Below are 21,266 nucleotides of genomic sequence, written 5' to 3'. Positions count from 1 at the left end.
GAATGTGAAACAGATTGCCGAATATGCGGCGCTTTAACATGTATTTTGGCCGCATTTTCCACGCCGCGCGCAGTAGCGTGCCACAAAATGGAAAGCGAGGCCCCAAGATGACTGCCCAGCCGCAAGGATTTGCCCAATATCAGCTGAACAACCGTTACGATCTGGAAGAGGGCCGTGTGTTCCTGACCGGCACGCAGGCGCTGGTGCGGATCATGCTGGAACAGACCCGACGGGACCGGGTGGCGGGCCATAAAACGGCAGGGTTTGTCTCGGGCTATCGCGGATCCCCCCTAGGCGGTCTGGATCTGGAGCTGTGGCGCGCCCGCAAAACCGTTGAGGCGCATGACATCACTTTCATGCCCGCCGTGAACGAAGATTTGGGCGCCACCGCTGTGCTGGGCGCCCAACAGGCCAGCCTTGACCCCGAATGTGAGGTCGAGGGGGTCTTTTCCATGTGGTACGGTAAAGGTCCGGGCGTAGATCGTTCGGGCGATGCCTTGCGCCACGGCAACGCCTATGGATCCTCCCCCAAAGGCGGTGTGCTTGTGGTCGCGGGCGATGACCATGGTTGTGTAAGCTCCTCCATGCCGCATCAGTCCGATGTGGCCTTCATGACCTGGTTCATGCCCACGCTGAACCCCGCCTCGGTTGAGGAATATCTGGAGTATGGCGAATACGGTTTCGCCCTCTCGCGCTATTCCGGCACCTGGGTGGGGTTCAAAGCGATCTCGGAAACCGTGGAAAGCGGCCGTTCGGTGCCGCTGCACGCGGATCGGACCTTCACCTATCCCGAGGTGGAGCTGCCGCCCAACGGTATCCATGTGCGCCACGGTGACCTGCCCAGCCCCGAGATCGAGACCCGCATCGGCTATAAACTGAACGCGGTGGAGGCCTTTGTGGAGGCCAACCCGATCGACAAACGCATCTATGACGTCAAAGACGCCAAGTTTGGCATCGTCACCACCGGCAAAGGCCATCTGGACACGATGGAAGCGCTGCGCCTTCTGGGGCTGGACGCCGCCGCCTGCCGCCGTTTGGGCATCGACATCTATAAGGTCGGCATGGTCTGGCCGCTGGCCCGCCGCGACGCGCTTGCCTTTGTGAAGGGCAAGGAAGAAGTGCTGGTGATCGAAGAAAAACGCGGCATCATCGAAAGCCAGTTCAAGGAATATTTCTACGACTGGCCCGGCGAAAAACCGCAAAAAATGGTCGGCAAACACCGTGCTGCTGGCGATCCGCTGCTGCCCTGGACCGGTGAGTTGAGCCCGCTGGATCTGGTGCCGGTGATCGCCGAACGTCTGGACCGGTTCTTCCCCGAAGAGGGGCTGATGGCCAAGGCGCAAGAGCTGACCGCGCCAGAGCCGCCGGTGCTGAACCTACCCGGCGCCAATCGCACCCCCTATTTCTGCTCGGGCTGCCCGCATAACACCTCGACCAAAGTGCCGGATGGCTCGATCGCGGCGTCAGGTATTGGCTGTCACGTCATGGCCTCCTGGATGGGGCGCAACACGGTGGGCTATGCTCAAATGGGCGGCGAAGGCGTGCCCCATGTGGTTGCCAGCAAGTTCAACGGTGGCAAACATATTTTCCAGAACCTTGGCGAGGGCACCTGGTATCACTCCGGCTCCCTGGCGGTGCGGCAGGCGGTGGCGGAAGGGGCCAATATCACCTTCAAGGTGCTTTACAACGATGCGGTAGCCATGACCGGTGGTCAGCCGGTGGACGGGCCGGTCTCTGTCCTCGGCATCGCGCAGGCCAGCCGCGCCGAAGGGGTGCAGCGGATTGTGCTGGTGTCAGACGATATCGGCAAGTTTGACCGTGCAGAATACCCCAGCGGCATCACCTTCCACCCACGCGAAGAGATGGATGCGGTGCAGCGTGAATTGCGGGAGGTCAAAGGTGTGTCGGTGCTGATCTACGAACAGACCTGCGCCACCGAAAAACGCCGCCGCCGCAAACGTGGCAAGATGGAAGATCCGAAGAAATTCGCCGTCATCAACCCGCTGGTCTGCGAAGGCTGCGGCGATTGTTCGGTGGAATCCAACTGCCTGAGTGTGGAGCCGGTGGAAACCCCATTGGGCCGCAAACGCCGCGTGAACCTGTCAAACTGCAATAAGGATTTCAGCTGCCTCAATGGGTTCTGCCCCAGTTTCGTGACCATCGAGGGCGTGGAGCGACGCAAGAAATCCGGCGCCGATCTGGACATGCCTGCGCTGCTGGCGGATCTACCGCAGCCCAAAATGCGTTCGCTCGCGACGCCGTTTGACCTGCTGGTCACCGGCGTTGGCGGCACCGGTGTTGTCACTGTCGGCGCGCTGATCACCATGGCTGCCCATATCGAGGGGCGCGGCTCCTCAGTTTTGGACTTCACCGGCTTTGCGCAGAAATTCGGCACCGTCCTCAGCTACATCCGTCTTGGCGAAACGCCTGAGGCGGTGCATCAGGTGCGCATCGATCAGGGGGCGGCCCATGCGGTGATCGGTTGCGATATGGTTGTGTCTTCCGCCCCCAAAGCCTCGGTCCATTACCGTCTGGGCACCGAGGTGATCCTGAACCGCGCCGAAATGCCAACCGGGGATCTGGTGCTGAAACGGGACGCCGCCCTCAAGGTGGATCGCCGCGAAAAGATGATCCGCAACGCAGTTGGCGCGGACAACGTCGCGGGCTTTGATGGAAACAAAGCGGCCGAAGCGCTGCTGGGGGATGCGGTTTTTGCCAATGTGATGATGCTGGGCGCGGCCTGGCAAAAGGGGCTGGTGCCGGTGTCCGAGGCGGCGCTGAAACAGGCGATAGAACTCAATGGCGTTGCGATTGAGAAAAACACCGGCGCCTTTGATCTGGGCCGTGTGATGGCGGTGGATCCCACCCGCGTTCTGCCGCAAGAGCCTGAGGTTGACGACAGCCTGGAGGCGGTGATCGCCCTGCGTGTGGACTTCCTCAAAGACTATCAGGATGAGGCCTATGCCCTGCGTTTTGCCAACGCCATCGCCGCTTTCCGCGCCAGCCTGCCCACTGAGCACGAAGAGGCGCTGACCCGCGAGGCCGCCAAAACCCTGTTCCGCCTGATGGCGATCAAAGACGAATATGAAGTGGCCCGCCTGCACAGCCAGACCGGCTTTGATGCGATGCTGAAGGCCGAATTTGAGGACGGCTACAAAAAGGTCTACCACATGGCGCCACCGCTGCTGTCACGTCAAAAAGACGCCCGCGGTCGCCCGGTGAAACGGGCTTTTGGCCCGTGGATGTCACCGGTCCTCTCGCGGCTGGCCGGCCTGAAATCCCTGCGCGGCTCCAAGTTGGATGTGTTTGGCTACACCGCCGAACGCCGGATGGAACGGGCGCTGCGGGACTGGTTCCTCGACGGGTTGGAAGCCATCACCGGCAAGGTCACAGCAGACACGCTGGAAGACACCCGCCGCTTCCTGACCTTGCCACAGGAATTCCGTGGCTATGGTCCGGTGAAAGAGGCCAGCGTCAAAGCGCTGAAACCAACGGCTGAGAAAGCCCTGCAAACGGTCCGCGAGGCTTAACGCGAGGAGCATGAGTATTTAGCGATCATTGAAAGGCGCTTTCAACGGTCTGCAAATACTCTGGGGGGTAAGGGGGGCAACGCCCCCCTGCTTGTTTGCACAGAGCGACTGTCAGACCCGCAACCCGTCGGCGTCAAAGAACGACAGCCGTTCGGGATCAAAGCTGAGGCCGACGCGGTCGCCGGGGCTGCGCGTGGTATCGCCGCTTTCGCGCACGGTGATTTGCCCTAGCTCACCGCCGTCAATCACCAGAAAGCTGTCCGCGCCGAGGTATTCGATCACATCCACGGTGCCGTCACATTGCCCACTGCCTTCCGCACCCAGTGTGATGTGTTCGGGGCGGATGCCCAGATGTTCGGCGGGGCGGGCACCTGCATAATCACCGCCACGGCTGCCCTCCAGTTGGAAGGTGCCATTGGCCGTGGCACAGGGCAGGATGTTCATTTTCGGGCTGCCGATGAATTGGGCCACAAACAGGTTGGCGGGGCGTTCATAAAGTTCGCGCGGCGTGCCGACCTGGGCGATTTTGCCGAACTCCAGCACCACAATCCGGTCCGCCAGCGTCATGGCCTCGACCTGATCGTGGGTCACGTAGATCATGGTGGATTTCAGCCGCTGGTGCAGCTTGGCGATCTCATAGCGCATTTCCACCCGCAGCGCTGCGTCCAGATTCGACAGCGGTTCGTCAAACAGAAACGCCGTGGGGTCGCGCACGATGCAGCGTCCGATGGCGACCCGCTGCCGTTGTCCGCCGGACAGGTCCTTGGGGCGGCGGTCCAGATAGGATTCCAGTTTCAGCACCTCGGCGGCGTGGCCGACTTTCTCTGCGATCTCGGCTTTGGGCGCGCCCGAGGTTTTCAGGCTAAAGCCCATATTGTCGCGTACCGACATATGCGGGTAGAGCGCATAGGACTGAAACACCATCGCCAGCCCCCTTTTGGCGGGCGGTTCCGCCGTGACATCGCGCCCGTCAATATCCAGCGTCCCGCGCGAGATATCTTCCAGCCCGCCGATCATCCGCAGCAGGGTGGATTTACCGCAGCCTGAGGGGCCAACAAAGACGATGAACTCTCCGTCTTGGATCTCAAGATCGACGCCTTTGATGACCTGCGCCTCGCCGTACCATTTCTCAACAGCGTTCAGTTTGATCGCACCCATCATTGCTCTCCCTGTTGCTCTGCTGGGTAGGTTGCCGCGCTGGGCGAGGCCCAGGCCAGCCAGATCGCTGCGGTCCAGGTGAAGGTGCCGCCGCCTGCCGGATCGCCTTCATGTGGGTTGAAGTATTCGGCAAACCCGCGTTCCGCCAACAGGCGGGCCGAGCGGATGCGCAGCTCTTCGGCGGCGTCCAAGTGCCCCATGTCGATCAGCCCAAGTGCGGTGATGGCATTCATCATGGTCCATGTCGGGCCACGCCAGTAGCGCATGGCGTCAAACTTCGGGTCGGTGACTTTCTGGCTGGGCACCGGGTAGGTGCAGGCCTCAAAGGCCTCCATCAATTCGCCCAGCATCACCGGGCAGTCGATGCCCGCATACCAGCATAGGAAAGCCGCGGAGGTCACATTGCCCGCATGGGCGCCGGTGTTGAGGTCAATTGCCTGAAACACCCCGGTGTCGGGATGGCGCAACCGTTCGGCACCGGCCTCCAACACGGTGATCCAACCTTCAATCTCTGACACGTCCTGTCCCAGTTCTTGGCCGAGGGCAATCAGATCGTGGTTGGCGCGCAACAGGATGAAGGTCATGGTTGGATCGGCCACTTTGAACGGCATATCGCTGGCCATCGCAGCCTCGTCCCAGCCCAGATCGCGACCACGCTGCACCAGGAACAGGTAGCGGTCATAGTCCGCTTTGGTGGGGCGCATATGCGGATCCACATGGGCGGTGTCGCGTCGGGTGTAGGGGTCAATGCCCACCGGATCGATCGCCGCCATCGGCCCATCCCAATCCACCGTGTTGTCGCGGCCCGATTCCCACGGGTGGGTGACAAAGATCATGCCTTCATGGCAGCGCCACTGCATGAACCAGCGGTGCCAGGCCAGCAATTTGGGATAGAGCGCTTCGATATGGGCGCGGCCTGCCGCGCGGTCTTGTTCATAGGTCAGCCGGGTAAAGGTCGCGGCGACGGGGGGCTGGCTGATGCCGGAGGAAGGCACAGGCCCCAGCCCCTCCGTGCCCCAGACCTCCGGCCCCGGGAAGTAGCCGGGATCGGGTTTATGAAATAGGATATGTGGCAACATGCCGGTGGGCCATTGGCCGGAAACAGGGTCTCCAGCTCGGACCAGGCGCGGGGCAGGTCAAACTGGCAAAGCCCCAGGCGGCAAAGCCGCTGTCCCAGTTCCACTGGTACGGTAGAGCCCATCGGTCGGCACCGAATAGCCGCCGCGGTCATTGCCACGCAGCACCGCGCGGGCCTGCTCATCAAGGCTGATGTGATCTCTGGCTTGGTTCATCTGTCTTATCCTTTGACAGACCCGGCCGTCAGGCCTTTGGTCATGAAACGTTCAAGCCCCAGGAACAGCACCATGATCGGCACGGTGGCGATGACCGAGCCTGCCATCAGATGCTGGCGGGGGATTTCTGAAGAGTTGAGGCTGGCAATGCCACGCGTCAGGGTGAATTTTGACGGGTCATCCAGCAACATGAAGGCCAGCAGAAAACTCATTCCAGGCAATCATGAAACACATAGAGCGAGACCGACGCCAATGCCGGCAGCGACAGGGGCAGGGTGATCTTCCAGATCACTGCCAGACGGCTGAGGCCATCCATCAGGCCCGCCTCCTCGATCTCATGTGGAAGTCCACGGAAATAGCCCTGCAGCATGTAAAGCGCGACGGGGATGGTGGTCACCGGATAGATCAGCAGGATGCCCACGATGGTGTTGCGCAACCCCGTCATCGAAAAGGCGATGTAGATCGGCAGGGCCAACACAATGATCGGCACCATATAGATCAGCAGGATGGATCGGGACAGCACAGCCCGTCCCTTGAACCGCAGCCGCGCCACCGCATAGGCGCCGGGCACCGAAAACAGCAGGGTGATGAAGACCGTCAGCACCGAAATCAGCATGGAATTCAGCAGGTAGTCGCCGAAGTTGAATCCCGGAACAGCTCCACGTAAGACCGGAACAGATCCCAGCCCTTGGACAGATCGATGGAGAAATCCAGCGGGTTCTTCAGCAGCTCGGATTGGCTTTTGAGGCTGGTCATCACCATGACGTAAAACGGGATCGCCACAATAGCGGTGAAGAAGATATAGCCAAACCCCGTCAGAAACCGGATCACCGCATCCTCAATGGCATGACGGGTCTGCGTCGCTGGGCCGGTCACCTCGGCCAGCAGCACGGGCTGGCTGAGGCCAAAGATCAGCCCCAATGCGCCGTTTACCAGCAAACGCCCGGCAAGGCCCACCTCGGCCACCACAGGCGCCAGCCCGGCAAGCGCCAGACCGCAGAGCGCCCCGACACTCACCAGCATCGCAACGCCCCGTCCCGCGCCGGTGTAGATCACGGCCAAGCCGCCGATCAGCCCCCAGAGGAGCGACAACAAGAGATCCGGGCGAAACGCGCCGCGCCGCTGGCAAAGGCCGCGGCCACCGCAAAGGTGATCGCCAAAACCATCATCCACAGCGCCCCTAGCAGGGCGGCCGTAAAGGCTCCGTTCAGAAAGATCCGCATCTGACCGCTCCTTTCAACGTTCCGTAAATACTCTGGGGTGAATGGGTCGCAGACCCAGAGGGGCAAAGCCCTGAACAACAAGCGCCTGAACACGGCTCGTAAACAGACCCATCACAGACCCTCCTCCCGGCTCATGAAGCGGAAGAAGAAGACCGAGAAGCTGAGCAGACAGAGGAAGATCACCACCGCCACGGCCGCACCGGCCCCGATGTTGGAGATCGCAAAGGCCTGTTCATAGACATTGACCGTCAGGGTCCGCGTGCCGCGTTGCCCCCTGTCAGCAGGAAGATGTCGTCGAACTTGTTGAAGGTCCAGATGAAGCGCAGAAGGAACAGCACCGAGAGGATGCCCAGAAGCTGCGGCAGACTGAGGTACCAGAACTTCTGGAACGGGCTGGCCCCATCCATATCGGCGGCCTCATACATATCGGTGTCGATCGACTGCATCCGCGCCAGGATGAACAGGAACGACAGCGGGAAGTAGCGCCAAATCTCAAACACTGTCACCATGATCAGCGCCAGGGGACGTTCCCCAAAGAAGTTGATCGCGCCCTCGGTGACCCCCATCTGGATCAACAACGCGTTGGCCGAGCCGAAAAGGGATCAAACAGGATGAGCCAGCTGAAGGCGACGGCGATCACGGGCGCCACATAGGGAAACAGATACAGCCCGCGCAGAATGCCTTGGCCCTTGAAGCTTTTGTTCAGCAAGAGGGCGGCAAACAGGCCGACACCCAGCGCGCCGATGGTACCGAACACGGTGTAGAACAGCGTCACCCCCATGACGGCGATGAACTCATCACTGTCAAAGATGCGGGCGAAGTTTTCAGTGGAAAACTCAAAATTGGTCAGAATGCTGTCAGCTTCACCGCTGACCACAGGGTCCGAGCCTTCAACGGCCGCTTCCGCTGCCTCCTCATCGGTGGTGGTGACAGCAATGCGCAGCCGTTCGTTATAGCCCCCCTCCAACTGGTCAAAGGCGCAGCGCAGATCGCGGCCGGTCAGGGTGCAGCCCGCCGGCAGGTCACCTGTGACGGTCACCAGATCCGGCAGGGTGTCGGTGATGACGACGTTTTCGACCAGCTTGTCCTGGCTGGAGTTGCGCAACCGGTATTCGATCCGCAAATTCTCGCCAGAGCCACGCAACGCTTCCCGCACAATCGGGGCGGGCGGGCGCAGATCGGCCAGACCGATGGGTTTGAAGCTGATCCAGAAGATCGCCAGCAGCGGCATCACAACCACCAGCGCCACAGACAGCAGCGTCGGGGCCAGCAGGCCCCAGGCCAGTCGGGCTTCGCGCCGGGCAAGCGGGGTCGCGCCACTCGGGGGAGTAGGGAATGGGTCATAGCAGGAAAAGGCGGGGTCCTATGTCAAAGACGCAGGACCCCGCGCGGCCTTTAGTTGATTTTCGACAGTTCGTCGTTCATGGCGGCCACGGCGGCGGCGGCATCCACCTCACCGTCGATATACTGGCGCACCACGCGGTTGATCGCTTGGCTGTTGATCATCTTCGAGGCCAGCGACAGCTGCCCTTCGGAGACGCCCCAGCGTTTGGCGACTTCCAGACCGCCGACGATTTCGTCAATCATCTCTTGCGCATAGAGGTCGCCCAGAGGTGCCTTGCGGTCAACACCGACAGGCAGGCTGGCCCAGATCTCTTTGAACTTCTTCGGTTCGGCCTCGGTGCCGGCACGCACGGGGAATTTGCCCTCAGGTGCAATCGACAGGGTCTGGCCATAGCCCGCATCCATCGAGAATTTCACAAACTCCATCGCGTTGTCGGTGTCTGCGTCCGAGGTGATGCCGAAGTAGCGCACGTCCCCCCATGCGGCGCCATCAGGGTTCGAGGGGCCGGAGAAGTTGGTAACGATTCCGGTCATCGACGCAAGTGCGGCCGAGGTCGGATCTTCGTTGATGGTGGGCGGAGCGCTGTCACGCAGGCCGGCCAGCTCGTCCAGAATGAACGGCGACCAGATGATCATCGCCGCATTGCCCGAGAAGTAGAGCTCGCGCGATTGCTTCCAGTAGAGGTCACCGGGCGGGGATGCGGCGGCGATGCTCTTGTAGAAGTCCAGAACCTCGGTGGTGGCTTTGACATCCAGCGGCTGGAACCCTTCGGGGCCGACCGGGCTGACACCATTGGCCAGGAAGACATGTTCCAGAACCTGGCTCATGAAGTTCTCATCCACCTTGGTGGCGGCGACAAAACCGAACATTTCCGGCGGGTTGTGCAGCTTTTCCAGCGCAGCTTCGACGGCGGCGTAGCTGGTCGGGGCCTCCAGGCCGTTCGCTTCGAACAGGTCTTTGCGGTAAACCACCATCTGGGTCCAGCCATCGACCGGAACCGAGGCGGTTTCGCCCTCATAGTTGGCCATTGCCAGGGCGCCGGGGGCAAAGGTGTCTGTGCCCAGTTCCGAAACCACGTCGGTGGCGGCCTCGGTGTCCAGAATGCCAGCTTCGGCCCAGGGCAGGGCGTATTGCAGGGTGTGGTAGATCACATCGGGCAGATCCCCAGCCGCAAAGGCGGCAGTGGCGCGGGTGCCGAGATCGGATTCCGAAACCGGAATGACCGTAACCTCGATGCCGGTGGCCGCTTTGAAGTCGGCTGCCATCGCCTCTTGTTTGGCCAGACGCTCAGGCTGTTCCTCCGTGGTCCAGAAGCGGATTGTGTCCGCCGCGACCCCTTGGGCCATAAAGGCCAGCGCAAGCGCCGAGCCTGTCATCAGTTTGCTGAATTTAGTCATAACTTCCTCCCGTTATTTATTGAATTCAGGTCTTGGTATTGCCCGCAGGCACCACATCCACCGGATGCGGCGCAGGTCCATGCGAGTCCCGGTCAAGGAACCGAGCGCGGGCCAATTCGCGTAGGTCTTCGGGGTCTGCGCCCCGGATTTGCTGGATCAACAGTTCCGCCAGCCGTTTGCCGGCTTTGCGTGTATCTACCTGGAACGTTGTCAGCGGCGGATCGATCAGGCTGCCTTCTGGCACCCCGTCATAAGCGATCACGGAAAAGTCGCGGCCGATTGTCAGCCTGCGTTCTTTGGCAACAGTATAGGCGCCAATCGCCGCCCGGTCGACACTATAGAGCAGCGCGCTGGGCGGGTTTGGCTGGTCTAGCAGCTGGCGGGCGGCCTCTGCCCCTTCGGTCATATTGACGGCAGGCGCGGTGATCAGCGCCGGGTCATGCGGCAGGGTCACAGCCTCCAACCCGCGCTGATAGCCCTCAAGGCGCAGCTGGGCATAGGTGTAGCCGCTGGCCCCTGGAATGAACCCGATGCGGCGGTGGCCCAGATCCGCCAGTTGTTGCACAGCCTCGACCATCGCGTCTTCGCTGGTGATGTCATACCAGCTGCAGCCGGTGGAATCGCCGGTGCGGCCATAGAGCACAAAGGGAATGTCCTGTTTGCGCAGGAAGGCGATACGCGGATCGTCCAACCGCGTGCGGGGCAGGATGAAGCCATCGGCCTTTTGCTCGTCGGCAAGGCTTTCCAGCAGCCGCAACGTGTCTTCGTCGTTTTCAGCAGTTGAGACCGTCAGCGTCCAGTTCTGTGCTGAGGCCCCTTCGGACACACCGGCCAGAAACTCGGCCACAAAGGGGCGGTGGCCGTCATGCTCGTTGACCTGCAATACCAGCCCCAGCGACCGGACCAGCCCGGTGCGGATCGCCTGCGCGTGGCTGAGCGGGCGGTAACCCATTTGATCGGCCATCTTGCGCACCCGGATGCGGGTGGCCTCGGAGATGTCGGAATAGCCGTTTAGGGCGCGGCTGACCGTGCCCTTGGTAAGACCCAGTTCCTCAGCCAGATCGGCAATGGTCACGCGTTTCGCGCGCCAGTTCTGAATGGCCTGATTCTGGTCCTTGGTCTTCACGTCGATTCGTCCTCCCACTTTCAGAAAGAGGCCCGAAACCGGTTTCGGCAACGTATTCGTGAAAATTCTGTAATGAACTTCGGCATCCGCAACCGGTTTCGCTTAAGAATTGGGCGAAAGGGAACTTCGCGGCACAACAAAAAAGGCGGGCCCGGGGCCCGCCTTTCTGCAAGGGATTTGGGGTGCGTTAGGCGACGCGCTGGCCGTTCTGATCAAACAGGTAGGCGCGGGCCGGATCAAATCCCAGACCAATGGTTTCGCCCACTTTAACAGGGTGCTGACCAAACAGACGCAGGGTGATGATATGCTCATCCATGTTTACCAGAACGTTGGTGTCGCCGCCCAGATGTTCCACATGGGTGACTTGCCCCTTCAACTGACCGTCGTCGCTGATGGTCAGGTCTTCGGGGCGGACACCCAGGGTGCGCAGATCGCCCGGGGTGACCTTGTCGGCAGGGACAAAGTTCATTGAGGGCGAGCCAAGGAAACCCGCAACAAACTGGTTGGCGGGGTTGTTGTAAAGCTCCATCGGCGAGCCGATCTGTTCCACCCGACCGTCGCGCAGCACCACGATTTTATCGGCCAGCGTCATCGCTTCGGTCTGGTCGTGGGTCACGTAGATCATCGAGGCGTCCAGCTGGCGGTGCAGATTGGCGATCTCGATCCGGGTGTTCATCCGCAGCGCCGCATCCAGGTTCGATAGCGGTTCGTCAAACAGGAAAAGTTTCGGCTGACGGACAATGGCGCGGCCAATGGCAACCCGCTGGCGCTGACCACCGGACAGTTCCGAGGGGTAGCGGTCCAGATATTGTTCAAGGTTCAGCATCCGGCTGGCCTCGGCGACGCGGGCGTCGATGACATCCTTGGGGCGTTTCGCCTGTTTCAGCGCCAGCGTCATGTTGTTGCGCACGTTGAGGTGCGGGTAGAGCGCGTAGCTCTGGAACACCATCGCGATGCCACGTTTGGCCGGCGGCGCCAGGGTGACGTTGTCTTCGCCGATGGTGATTTCACCGGACGAGGCATCCTCCAACCCGGCGATGACCCGCAGGAGGGTGGATTTACCACAGCCCGAGGGGCCGACGAAGACGACGAACTCGCCTTCTTCGACTTCGAGGTTGATGTCCTTCAGCACATGGACCGAACCAAAGGATTTGTTGACGTTACTCAGCGACAATGCGGTCATGGTGCGCTCCTATAGATTAATCGGTTGGCCGGTGCGGATGCTTTCATCTGCCGCAAGGCAGATGCGCAGGGACTGCACGGCGTCATTCATGTGGCGGGTCAGGTCGATGTCTTCGGCAATGGCGCGCAGGATATAGGCCTGTTCCGCATCGCAGAGCTCTTGGTGCCCCGGCTCGTTTGGCAGATCGATCACCGTGCCGCCTTCAGTGCGATGCACCAACAGGCTGCCCACGGCCGTGTGGCTGTCCACATCCGAGGATTCAGACTTATCGCCTTCCACGATCGAGACCGATCCGTTCGGGCTGACCACATCTTTCACGAAGAACGCGGTCTCCGACATCATCGGGCCCCAGCCGGCCTCGTACCAGCCGACGGAGCCATCATCGAAGATGACCTGCAGCTGGCCGTAGTTGTACATACCTTCAGCGATCTCATCGCTGAGGCGCAGCCCCATGCCGTTGACCTTCACCGGTTTGGCATCGGTGATCTGGCACATGACATCGACGTAATGCACTCCGCAATCCACGATCGGGCTGGTGGTCTGCATCAGGTTCTTGTGGGTCTCCCACTCGGCACCAGAACTTTGCTGGTTCAGGTTCATCCGGAAGACGTAAGGCCCTCCAAGGCCGCGGGCCTCTTTGATCAGCCGGACCCAGGATGGGTGGTGGCGCAGGATATAGCCGATCACCAGCTTGCGGCCGGTCTCCACGGCCTTGGCGACTACCCGCTCTGCATCGGCCACCGTTGTGGCCAGTGGCTTTTCGATGAACACATGCGCGCCTGCCTCCATCGCCGCGCAGGCATAATCTGCGTGGCTGTCGGAATAGGTGGCGATCACGGCCAGATCGGGTTTCGTCTCTGCCAGCGCGGTGGCAAAGTCCGAATAGGCCGGGTATTGGCCCAGTTCGGGATGATCCACCACGCCTGAGCGGTTGACCAGCCCCACCACCTCGGCGTCGGGGTGGTTGTGATGGGCCAGGGCATGGGACAGGCCCATATTGCCCAGGCCTGCAATCAGAACACGGGTCATTTCACAGCTCCCGAGGTGATGCCGCGGATCAGCTGGCGTGAGAAGATCACATAGAGGATCAACACCGGCAGGATCGCCATCGACAGGGCGGACAGAACCGCGTTCCAGTCGGTCACAAACTGACCGATGAAGACCTGGCTGCCCAACGTCAGGGTTTTGGTTTCCTCGGCCGGGGCCAGGATCAGGGGGAACCACAGGTCGTTCCAGATCGGGATCATGTTGAACACCGCCACCGTCGCCATCGCGGGGCGCACCAGCGGCAGCACCAGACGGAAGAAGATGGTGTATTCACTCAAGCCATCAATCCGGCCTGCGTTCTTCAGATCATCGCTGACCTGCCGCATGAACTCGCTCAGGATGAAGACCGCCAGCGGCAGGCCCTGTGCAGTGTAGACGAGGATCAGCGCCCAGAGGGTGTTGACCAGACCGGTCTGCACCATCAGTTCCAGAATGGCGACGGTGCCGATCCGGATCGGGATCATGATCCCCAGCGCCAGATAAAGACCCATCAGCGTGTTGCCCTTGAACCGATACTCGGCCAGCGCAAAGGCCGCCATGGCGCCAAACAGCAGCACAAAGAACAGCGAAGCGACCGTCACGATGAAGGAGTTCTGGAAATAGAGGAAGAAATCCCCCTGTTTCATCACCGTCTGGTAGCCAATCATCGAGAAGCTGTCCGCATCTGGCAGGGCCAGCGGTTCGCGGAAGATGGCTTTGCGCGATTTGAAGCTGTTGATCAGGATCACAAAGACCGGAAACAGCGCGATCAGAGTGTAGAGGATCAACGCCCCATGCATGGCAAAGAGGTTGAACGGGTTGTTGCGTGCCTTGTTCATATCTCAGCCCTCACATCTGATAGCGGCGCATCCGGGTCTGGATGCCGAAGAGGTAGATACAGACACCCACCAGAATGATGCCGAACATGGCCGAAGCAATTGCCGATCCCATATGCGGATCGCCCAGTTGCAGCTGGAAGCCAAAGAAGGTCCGGTACATGAAAGTGCCAAGGATATCGGTTGAATAGTCCGGCCCCGCCAATGCGCCTTGGGCGGCATAGATCAGGTCGAAGGCGTTGAAGTTGCCCACAAAGGTCAGGATGGAGATGATCCCGATGGAGGGCAGGATCAGCGGCAGTTTGATCTTCCAGAAGGCGGACATGCCGGTGATACCGTCAATCTCACCCGCTTCCAGAACCTCTTCGGGGATCGACAGAAGGGCGGCGTAGATCAGCATCATCGGGATGCCGACGAACTGCCAGACCGAAACCAGTGCCAATGTGGTCAGCGCGTATTCTTCCTTGCCCAGCCAGGGCGCGAAGAGGGATTTCAGACCCACCGCGTCCAGCATCGAAGGCGCAATGCCCCAGATCGGCGACAGGATCAGTTTCCAGGCAAAGCCCACGATCACAAAGCTGAGGATCGTCGGAATGAAGATCGCAGAGCGATAGAGCGCAGCAAACCGCAGGCGCGGGTGGCTCAGGATCGCGGCGAGGGCGACGCCGATTGGGTTCTGCACCACCATATGGATGAGGAAGAACCAGAAATTGTTTGCAAGGGCGTTCCAGAATTGCTCGGACCAGATCGGGTCCAAGAACAGCGTGCGGAAGTTTTCAAGACCCACATAGACCCGTTCCTGATCGATCTTGGAAAAGAGCGACAGGCGCAACGTGTTGAAGAGCGGGAAAATCATGACCAGCGTGTAGATGATAACGGCTGGTGCAAGGAAAACGGGGATGTGCCAGGGGAAGCGGCGCTTCTGCATGGGGAAACCTCCGAGTGAGAGGGAACCGGGCGGCACATGGCCGCCCGGAAAAGGTAGTGTTTAGATCAGCTTACTGCTGCGGCGCGTACCAGGAGGCCAGGCCGTTCTGCAGCTTGGCACCCAGAGCTTCGGGGGTTTCGGTGCCCTTGATGGCCGCAACCGATGCACCCCAGGTGTCGTTTTCCAGGTTCGGCGTGCCACGCGACAGGATCTGGTAGGTCGAACGGATGGTCGACTCACATTCACCACGCCAGGACACGAATTCCTTTGCCAGCGGATCTTCCAGTTCAACAGGGGTGTTGGACAGCGGGAAGAAGCCCGGCAGCGCGTTGCCGAAGATCGACGCGAACTCAGGCGAAGCCACCCAAGACAGGAAGGCCTTAGCCGCTTCGGGGTTGGCAGTGTTGGCGTTCATGCCGATGCCGATGTCGGTGTGATCCGAGATGTAGCAGGTGTCGCCTGCGTTCTGAACCGGCGCTTTGAAGGCGCCCATTTCGAAATCAGCCTGCGCGTTGAAGCCAGTGATTTCCCACGAACCAGCAGGGTAGATGGCTGCACGGCCCAGGGTGAACAGGTTCTGGCTGTCCGGGTAGGTCTGTGCTTCGTAGCCCATGCCCAGATACTCACCCCATTTCGCCAGGGTGGCGTAGGGGGCAACCCAGGCTTCGTCGGTCAGCTTCTGCTCACCGGCGATCAGCGCACGACGGCCTTCTTCACCTTTCCAGTAGTTCGGACCGATGTTGTTGTAGCCCATGGTGGCGGCTTCCCACTGGTCGTTGGTGCCCATCGCCATCGGGATGTAGCTGCCATCGGCCTTGAAAGCTTCCAGCGCGGCAAAGAATTCTGCCTCGGTGGTGGGGACTTCAACACCAACCTCTTTGAAGGCGTCGGCGTTGTAGATGAAGCCGTGGATCACCGATGCCATCGGCACACAGAAGCTGGCGGAGCCATCATCGTTCTGCCAGGCCGATTTGGCCACGGACGAGAAGTTGTTCATCGCGTCCATATCGTCGAGGTCGGCCAGGTGGCCTGCTTCGAACAGCGCCAGTGAAGCGTCGAACGGACGGCAGGTGATCAGGTCCCCAGCGGAACCGGCATCCAGCTTGGAGTTCAGCACCGCGTTATACTCGGTCGGGGCCGAGGGGGTGAACTTTACTTTGATGCCAGGGTTGGCAGCTTCAAAGGCGGGGATGATCTTGTCCTGCCACAGGGTCAGGTCGTCGTTGCGCCAGCTTTCGATGGTCAGGGTGACGTCCTGGGCCATTGCGCCGGTTGCGGTGAGCGTGGTGCCCATCAGCAGTGCGGCCAGAGTAGTACGTTTCATGGTCTTCCTCCCGGTTGGTAAAACGTAAAGTGGTTCAAGTCAGTCTTTGCAGGGCAGGGCGGAGATGCCCTTTGCTGCTATCCAGCAAGGCCTGCGCCGCTTCTGCGGTCTCAGCCCCTGCTGCAATCAGAATGGCGGGTTTCAAAGCGCCGCCAGTGGTTTTCAGCGCTGCGCTGGCGGTGGCGTCATCCACCTTGGCGATGGTGCGCACGATCTGGCGTGCGCGGCCGCGCAGTTTGGTGTTGTCGGCATGCATGTTGACCATCATCCCGTCGTGGATATGGCCCAGCTCTTTGGCCATCAGGGTCGACAGCATATTCAGCGCAATTTTCTGTGCCGTGCCCGCGCCCATACGGGTCGAGCCCGAGATCACCTCGGGCGGGGTGGGCAGCAAAATGGCGTGATCGGCGGCCTTCAGCAGCGGCGTGTCGGGGTTGTTGGCAATTCCAATCACGGTGGCGCCCGTTGGTTTGGCAATGCGCACCGCTTCCATCGTGTAGGGGGTGGTGCCTGAGGCGGAGACAGCAAGGATCGTGTCCGCGGCGCTGAGATTTGCAAGCGCTGTGGTCAACGCGTCGCGATCATCTTCGGTATCGCCTGGCATTTCCGCCGAGGTCGGCACGCCGCCGGCCATCAGGATATTGATGCGGCTGGCAGGGATGCCGAATGTGCCCCCCAGCTCCATCGCGTCGGCGGCGGCCATCAGTCCAGAAGAGCCCGCGGCAATATAATAAAGAGACCCAGAGGTTTGCAGCGAGGCCGCCATGGATTTGGCACCTGCGCAGATCGACCCGACCGCGCCATCAACAGCGCCTGCAGCGGCCTGTTGGCCAGCGGCAAGGATGGCCGCCATTTCAGCAGCGTCGCGGGCATCCAGGCCCTTCGCATCCTTATGGAGCTGTTCTGTTGCAGATTGGCTCAATCGAATCTCTCCCCTTTGCGACAATCATACCTATGCAATACCATTTGTCTACCATTTTGTAAAAGTCGTTCGAAAGTTACGTAAATTGGGCTGATTTCGTAAAAATCGGATTGCTTTGGTCTTAGTTAGGTCTTTAAATTTAATCATGGGTATTATAAAGGTGTTCATATGCTGAACGCGAAGAACGATTCCATTTTGGCCGTGGATGGCGGGGGAACCCGGTGTCGATTGGTTTTGTCCGGTACTGCCGGGCAATGGTCCGTGGAAATGGGATCGGCGAATGTCACCTCTGATTTTGACGGGGCGGTGCATCAGATCACGGAAGGTCTGGCGGCGCTTTCCAGTCAAAGCGGCCTTGCGCCCGAAGCGCTTTATCAGGTGCCGGCCTATCTGGGGCTGGCAGGGGTGACCGGTTCGGCGATTGCGACGCGCCTTGAGCAGGCTTTGCCGCTGACCCACACCCGCATTGCAGATGACCGCCCAATTGCCCTGCGCGGCGCCCTGGGGGATCGTGATGGCGCGATTGCCCATTGTGGCACCGGGTCATTTTTTGCGCTGCAAAGCGGTGGTCAGATGCGTCTTGCCGGTGGTTGGGGATTGATCCTTGGCGATGAAGCCTCCGCCGCCTGGGTTGGCCGGCTGGCGCTGACCCGCGCCCTGGCTGTGGTGGATGGCCTGGGCCAGACCACGCCTTTGATCGAAGAGATCATGGCCACCCGTGGCGACAGTGCCGCGATTGTAGAATTTGCCGCCTCTGCCAAACCGGCAGAGTTCGGCCACTATGCCAAATTGGTCAGCCGCCATGCCGCTGAGGGCGACAGGCAAGCCGTGTCCCTGATGACGGCGGCGGCGGATCATATTGCCGCTTCGCTTGCGGATCTTGGGTTCCTGCCCGGACAGGCCCTGTGTCTGACCGGTGGCATCGGCCCGGTCTATGCGCCATACCTGCCAAAGACGTTGCAGGCTGCGCTGGTGACCCCCGTTGGCACGCCTTTGGAGGGGGCGCTGGCCTTGGCAGAAGAATTTCGGGAGGAGTTGGTCGCATGAATGTAGCAGAGTTTCTGCGCCCTGAGGGGTGGCTTGGGAAAGATGGCGGCCCCCGCTATGTGCAGCTGCGCCGTCGGCTGGAAGAGGCGATCAACAATGGGATCTTGCAGCCCAACAGCTCGCTCCCGCCGGAACGTGAAATTGCCGATCTGACAGAATTGTCGCGCGTCACCGTACGCAAGGCCATTCAGGAACTGGTCAAAAAAGGCACTGTGGTGCAGCGTCAGGGCTCTGGCTCTTTTGTGCGCGAAGCCGAACCGAAGGTCGAACAGTCCCTATCGCACCTGACCAGCTTCACCGCCGATATGAAGCGGCGCGGGCTGGACACCACCTCGAAGTGGCTGGAGCGTGGGGTCTTCCTGCCGTCGCCAGAAGAGGTTGTGGCGCTTGGTCTGCCCTCGGACGCCTCTGTGGCCCGAATTTACCGCCTGCGCGAAGCGGGCGGGCGCCCGATGGCGTTGGAAAAGGCGGCGCTGCCCTTGGACATTCTGCCGAACCCGCTGGATGTCAGCACCTCGCTTTATGAACTGCTGGAACAGCACGGCAAACGGCCCGTGCGTGCGGTGCAGAAAATCTCGGCCGTGAATCTGGAAAAGCCGGAAAGTGACCTCCTGGGCGTGGCCGAAGGCACCGCCGGTCTGTCGATCCAGCGCACCTCCTATCTGGACAGCGGCCGTGTGGCCGAATTCACCCAATCGCTTTACCGCGGCGACGCCTACGATTTCGTGGCCGAGCTGCGCCTCTCCTCCTAACACGAAGGCTTCCTCCCATGTCCCAAACCACTCAGATGCGCCGTGAAATCGAAGAAATCCCGGTGGCGGTTGACCGCCTGCTGACCGAAGGGGCAGGGGCCGTTCAGGCGGCGGCTGCGGATGTGCGGGCGGCGGATATCCGGTACCTGATCTCGGTTGCGCGCGGCTCCTCGGATCATGCCTGCACCTATCTGAAATACGCCTCCGAACTGCTGCTGGGACTGCCCATCGCCTCAGTAGGGCCGTCGGTTGCATCGATCTATAACGCCCCGCTGAAGGCAGAGGGTGCCCTGTGCATCGGCGTGTCGCAGTCGGGCGCCAGCCCGGACATTGTGCGTCTGGCCGAACAGCTGACCGGCGCGGGCGCCTATTCGGTGGCGATCACCAACAATGCCGACTCGGCGCTGGCCCAGGCCTCGACCAAAACCCTGCCGATCCATGCAGGTCCCGAAATCTCGGTTGCGGCGACCAAGACCTATGTGACCTCGCTGGTGACCGGACTGTGGCTGCTGGCCGAAATCAAACAGGACGCCGCGCTGCTCGCCGCGATCAAAGCGCTGCCCGCACAGTTGGAGGCGGCGACCAAATGTGACTGGTCGGCGGTTGTTGACACAATCTCGGGCGATTCGCTTTATACCCTGGGCCGTGGCCCCAGCTGGGCCGTTTCCAATGAGGCGGCTCTGAAGTTCAAAGAGACCTGCCAGATCCACGCCGAGAGCTTCTCTTCGGCTGAGGTGCTGCATGGTCCGGTGTCCATCGTTGATGCGGGCTTCCCGGTGCTTGGTTTTGCAGCCGCAGATGCGGCGGAGGCTTCGCTGGTTGAGGTGGCCGACACGATTGCCGGCAAGGGTGCGCAGGTGTTTGTGACCTCCGACAAGGTCAAAACCGCCAATGCGCTGGACCATGTGCGCACCGATCATTGGCTGACCGATCCGATCCCGCTGGCGGTGTCCTTCTATGCGATGGTGGAACAGGTGGCGGCCAAGATGGGCATCAACCCGGACGCCCCGCGGCATCTGAAAAAAGTCACGGAAACGGTATGACCGAGGTCATCACATATCTGGGCGGCCCCATCTTTGATGGGGAACGCCTGCACAACGGCTATGCGCTGCGGGTTGTCGGTGGTGCGGTGACGGCCATTGGCTCCGAAGACTTTGTCGGCCGTGAAGGTGAGATCGTGGATCTGGGTGGCGATATCCTCAGCCCCGGCTATGTCGATCTGCAGGTCAATGGCGGTGACGGGATCATGCTGAATGATGACTTGTCACTGGACACGCTGCGCCGGATGGGCGCGGCGCATCGTCGTTTGGGGGCAACCCATATCCTGCCGACCCTGATCACCAACACGCTGGCCAAAACCGAAGCGACCATCGCCATTGTGAAAGAGGCGATCGCTGCAGGGATCGAAGGCATTGCCGGTCTGCATCTGGAAGGCCCGCACCTGTCGGTCGCGCGCAAAGGTGCGCATGACGCCGCCCTGATCCGCCCGATGAATGACGGTGATCTGGCGATGCTGTTGCAGGCGGCAGCCGATCTGCCTGCGCTGATGCTGACCGTCGCACCGGAAAACGTGACCGTGGATCAGGTGAAGGCGCTGGTCGAGGCGGGGGCGGTTGTGTCCTTGGGGCACACCGATGCGGATTTCGCCACCTGCGCCGCCTATTTCGCGGCAGGCGCACAATGCGCCACGCATCTGTTCAACGCGATGAGCCAGATGGGCAACCGTGAGCCGGGTCTTGTTGGCGCGGTGCTGCACAGCGGAACCGCCTCGGCGGGGCTGATTGCGGATGCGGTGCATGTGCACCCCGCAACGATCCGCGCGGCATGGGACGCCAAACAGGGGCCGGGCGAGATTTTTCTGGTGTCTGACGCAATGGCGCCTGCGGGCACCGATGTGTCAGAGTTCCATCTCGAAGGGCGGGTGATTTCCCGCGAAGGCGGGCGTTTGACACTGCCCGATGGCACGCTGGCAGGGGCCGATCTGGATCTGACCACCGCGGTACGGGTGATGCATCAACAGGTTGATGTGCCGCTGGAAATTGCGCTGCGTGCCGCCACCCACGTACCTGCCCGCCTGATGGGGCTGGCCGAGGGGATCGGGTCTTTCGCCTTGGGCAAACCCAGCCCGCTGATCCGGATCAAAGGTGACCTGAGCACCTGTTCTGTGGTCTGAGGCG

General features: G+C 61.0%; 16 protein-coding genes and 2 pseudogenes. 5 read left to right on the top strand and 13 right to left on the bottom strand.

Annotated elements, in window-relative coordinates; all coding sequences use genetic code 11:
- The first annotated feature begins 107 nt into the window (after positions 1–107).
- Positions 108–3,530 (top strand): indolepyruvate ferredoxin oxidoreductase family protein, encoded by a 3,423-nt coding sequence (locus SIC14_RS00245; protein ID WP_412563856.1) that lies wholly within the window; start codon positions 108–110, stop codon positions 3,528–3,530.
- A gap of 111 nt (positions 3,531–3,641) precedes the next feature.
- On the opposite strand, the gene SIC14_RS00240 is transcribed toward SIC14_RS00245, so the two are convergent.
- The 13 genes and pseudogenes from SIC14_RS00240 to SIC14_RS00180 form a co-directional block, all read right to left on the bottom strand.
- Positions 3,642–4,688 (bottom strand): ABC transporter ATP-binding protein, encoded by a 1,047-nt coding sequence (locus SIC14_RS00240; RefSeq protein ID WP_412563855.1) that lies wholly within the window; start codon positions 4,686–4,688, stop codon positions 3,642–3,644.
- The gene (locus SIC14_RS00235) at positions 4,688–5,767 is read right to left on the bottom strand and encodes an MGH1-like glycoside hydrolase domain-containing protein (protein WP_412563854.1); all 1,080 of its coding nucleotides are present in this window, start codon (positions 5,765–5,767) and stop codon (positions 4,688–4,690) included. Before SIC14_RS00235 ends, SIC14_RS00240 begins: the two co-directional genes overlap by 1 nt.
- Before the next feature lie 57 nt (positions 5,768–5,824).
- On the bottom strand, positions 5,825–5,980 hold the full coding sequence (locus SIC14_RS00230) for a hypothetical protein (protein ID WP_412563853.1): 156 nt from the start codon (positions 5,978–5,980) through the stop codon (positions 5,825–5,827).
- A 5-nt stretch (positions 5,981–5,985) separates the two neighbouring features.
- Positions 5,986–7,203: pseudogene (locus tag SIC14_RS00225) on the bottom strand (carbohydrate ABC transporter permease).
- A gap of 111 nt (positions 7,204–7,314) precedes the next feature.
- Positions 7,315–8,488: pseudogene (locus tag SIC14_RS00220) on the bottom strand (carbohydrate ABC transporter permease).
- Between the two features lie 110 nt (positions 8,489–8,598).
- Positions 8,599–9,945, bottom strand: a complete 1,347-nt coding sequence (locus SIC14_RS00215; protein ID WP_412563852.1) for an ABC transporter substrate-binding protein — start codon at positions 9,943–9,945, stop codon at positions 8,599–8,601.
- A 25-nt stretch (positions 9,946–9,970) separates the two neighbouring features.
- The gene (locus SIC14_RS00210; RefSeq protein WP_412563851.1) at positions 9,971–11,071 is read right to left on the bottom strand and encodes a LacI family DNA-binding transcriptional regulator; all 1,101 of its coding nucleotides are present in this window, start codon (positions 11,069–11,071) and stop codon (positions 9,971–9,973) included.
- 187 nt (positions 11,072–11,258) lie between these two features.
- A complete protein-coding gene (locus SIC14_RS00205; protein ID WP_412563850.1) occupies positions 11,259–12,254 on the bottom strand; it encodes an ABC transporter ATP-binding protein in 996 nt (331 codons plus the stop codon).
- 9 nt (positions 12,255–12,263) lie between these two features.
- Positions 12,264–13,283 carry a Gfo/Idh/MocA family protein gene (locus SIC14_RS00200; RefSeq protein ID WP_412563849.1) on the bottom strand — a complete coding sequence of 340 codons (1,020 nt, stop codon included), beginning with the start codon at positions 13,281–13,283 and terminating at the stop codon, positions 12,264–12,266.
- Complete coding sequence (locus tag SIC14_RS00195; protein WP_412563848.1) at positions 13,280–14,119, bottom strand: carbohydrate ABC transporter permease; 840 nt, start codon at positions 14,117–14,119, stop codon at positions 13,280–13,282. Before SIC14_RS00195 ends, SIC14_RS00200 begins: the two co-directional genes overlap by 4 nt.
- A gap of 10 nt (positions 14,120–14,129) precedes the next feature.
- Complete coding sequence (locus SIC14_RS00190) at positions 14,130–15,044, bottom strand: carbohydrate ABC transporter permease (RefSeq protein ID WP_412563847.1); 915 nt, start codon at positions 15,042–15,044, stop codon at positions 14,130–14,132.
- A 70-nt stretch (positions 15,045–15,114) separates the two neighbouring features.
- Positions 15,115–16,368: an ABC transporter substrate-binding protein gene (locus SIC14_RS00185; protein ID WP_412563846.1), complete on the bottom strand. Its 1,254-nt coding sequence runs from the start codon at positions 16,366–16,368 to the stop codon at positions 15,115–15,117.
- Positions 16,369–16,402: 34 nt separating this feature from the next.
- Positions 16,403–17,290: an N-acetylmuramic acid 6-phosphate etherase gene (locus tag SIC14_RS00180; protein ID WP_412563845.1), complete on the bottom strand. Its 888-nt coding sequence runs from the start codon at positions 17,288–17,290 to the stop codon at positions 16,403–16,405.
- A 168-nt stretch (positions 17,291–17,458) separates the two neighbouring features.
- On the opposite strand from SIC14_RS00180, the gene SIC14_RS00175 reads away from it, so the two are divergent.
- From SIC14_RS00175 to nagA, 4 genes are read left to right on the top strand one after another with little or no spacing between them, the layout of a single operon-like run.
- A complete protein-coding gene (locus tag SIC14_RS00175; protein ID WP_412563844.1) occupies positions 17,459–18,337 on the top strand; it encodes a BadF/BadG/BcrA/BcrD ATPase family protein in 879 nt (292 codons plus the stop codon).
- On the top strand, positions 18,334–19,089 hold the full coding sequence (locus tag SIC14_RS00170) for a GntR family transcriptional regulator (protein ID WP_412563843.1): 756 nt from the start codon (positions 18,334–18,336) through the stop codon (positions 19,087–19,089). The genes SIC14_RS00175 and SIC14_RS00170 overlap by 4 nt, the downstream gene beginning before the upstream one ends.
- A gap of 17 nt (positions 19,090–19,106) precedes the next feature.
- Positions 19,107–20,132, top strand: coding sequence for an SIS domain-containing protein (locus SIC14_RS00165; protein ID WP_412563842.1), 1,026 nt, complete (start codon positions 19,107–19,109; stop codon positions 20,130–20,132).
- Complete coding sequence (nagA, locus tag SIC14_RS00160; protein ID WP_412563841.1) at positions 20,129–21,262, top strand: N-acetylglucosamine-6-phosphate deacetylase; 1,134 nt, start codon at positions 20,129–20,131, stop codon at positions 21,260–21,262. The genes SIC14_RS00165 and nagA overlap by 4 nt, the downstream gene beginning before the upstream one ends.
- Positions 21,263–21,266 lie beyond the last annotated feature (4 nt).

Origin of the sequence: Thalassobius sp. MITS945101, from assembly GCF_047123305.1 — a bacterium.
GTDB lineage: Bacteria > Pseudomonadota > Alphaproteobacteria > Rhodobacterales > Rhodobacteraceae > Thalassobius.
Note: the sequence above shows the minus strand (reverse complement) of the source record. Positions and strands in the feature narration are given on the sequence as shown.

Coding starts and splice junctions, on each gene's coding strand:
- SIC14_RS00235 (WP_412563854.1), bottom strand. CDS start 5,767: ATGTTGCCACATATCCTATTTCATAAACCCGATCCCGGCTACTTCCCG.
- SIC14_RS00195 (WP_412563848.1), bottom strand. CDS start 14,119: ATGAACAAGGCACGCAACAACCCGTTCAACCTCTTTGCCATGCATGGG.
- SIC14_RS00165 (WP_412563842.1), top strand. CDS start 19,107: ATGTCCCAAACCACTCAGATGCGCCGTGAAATCGAAGAAATCCCGGTG.
- SIC14_RS00185 (WP_412563846.1), bottom strand. CDS start 16,368: ATGAAACGTACTACTCTGGCCGCACTGCTGATGGGCACCACGCTCACC.
- SIC14_RS00240 (WP_412563855.1), bottom strand. CDS start 4,688: ATGGGTGCGATCAAACTGAACGCTGTTGAGAAATGGTACGGCGAGGCG.
- SIC14_RS00200 (WP_412563849.1), bottom strand. CDS start 13,283: ATGACCCGTGTTCTGATTGCAGGCCTGGGCAATATGGGCCTGTCCCAT.
- SIC14_RS00230 (WP_412563853.1), bottom strand. CDS start 5,980: ATGAACCAAGCCAGAGATCACATCAGCCTTGATGAGCAGGCCCGCGCG.
- SIC14_RS00175 (WP_412563844.1), top strand. CDS start 17,459: ATGCTGAACGCGAAGAACGATTCCATTTTGGCCGTGGATGGCGGGGGA.
- nagA (WP_412563841.1), top strand. CDS start 20,129: ATGACCGAGGTCATCACATATCTGGGCGGCCCCATCTTTGATGGGGAA.
- SIC14_RS00170 (WP_412563843.1), top strand. CDS start 18,334: ATGAATGTAGCAGAGTTTCTGCGCCCTGAGGGGTGGCTTGGGAAAGAT.
- SIC14_RS00205 (WP_412563850.1), bottom strand. CDS start 12,254: ATGACCGCATTGTCGCTGAGTAACGTCAACAAATCCTTTGGTTCGGTC.
- SIC14_RS00215 (WP_412563852.1), bottom strand. CDS start 9,945: ATGACTAAATTCAGCAAACTGATGACAGGCTCGGCGCTTGCGCTGGCC.
- SIC14_RS00190 (WP_412563847.1), bottom strand. CDS start 15,044: ATGCAGAAGCGCCGCTTCCCCTGGCACATCCCCGTTTTCCTTGCACCA.
- SIC14_RS00245 (WP_412563856.1), top strand. CDS start 108: ATGACTGCCCAGCCGCAAGGATTTGCCCAATATCAGCTGAACAACCGT.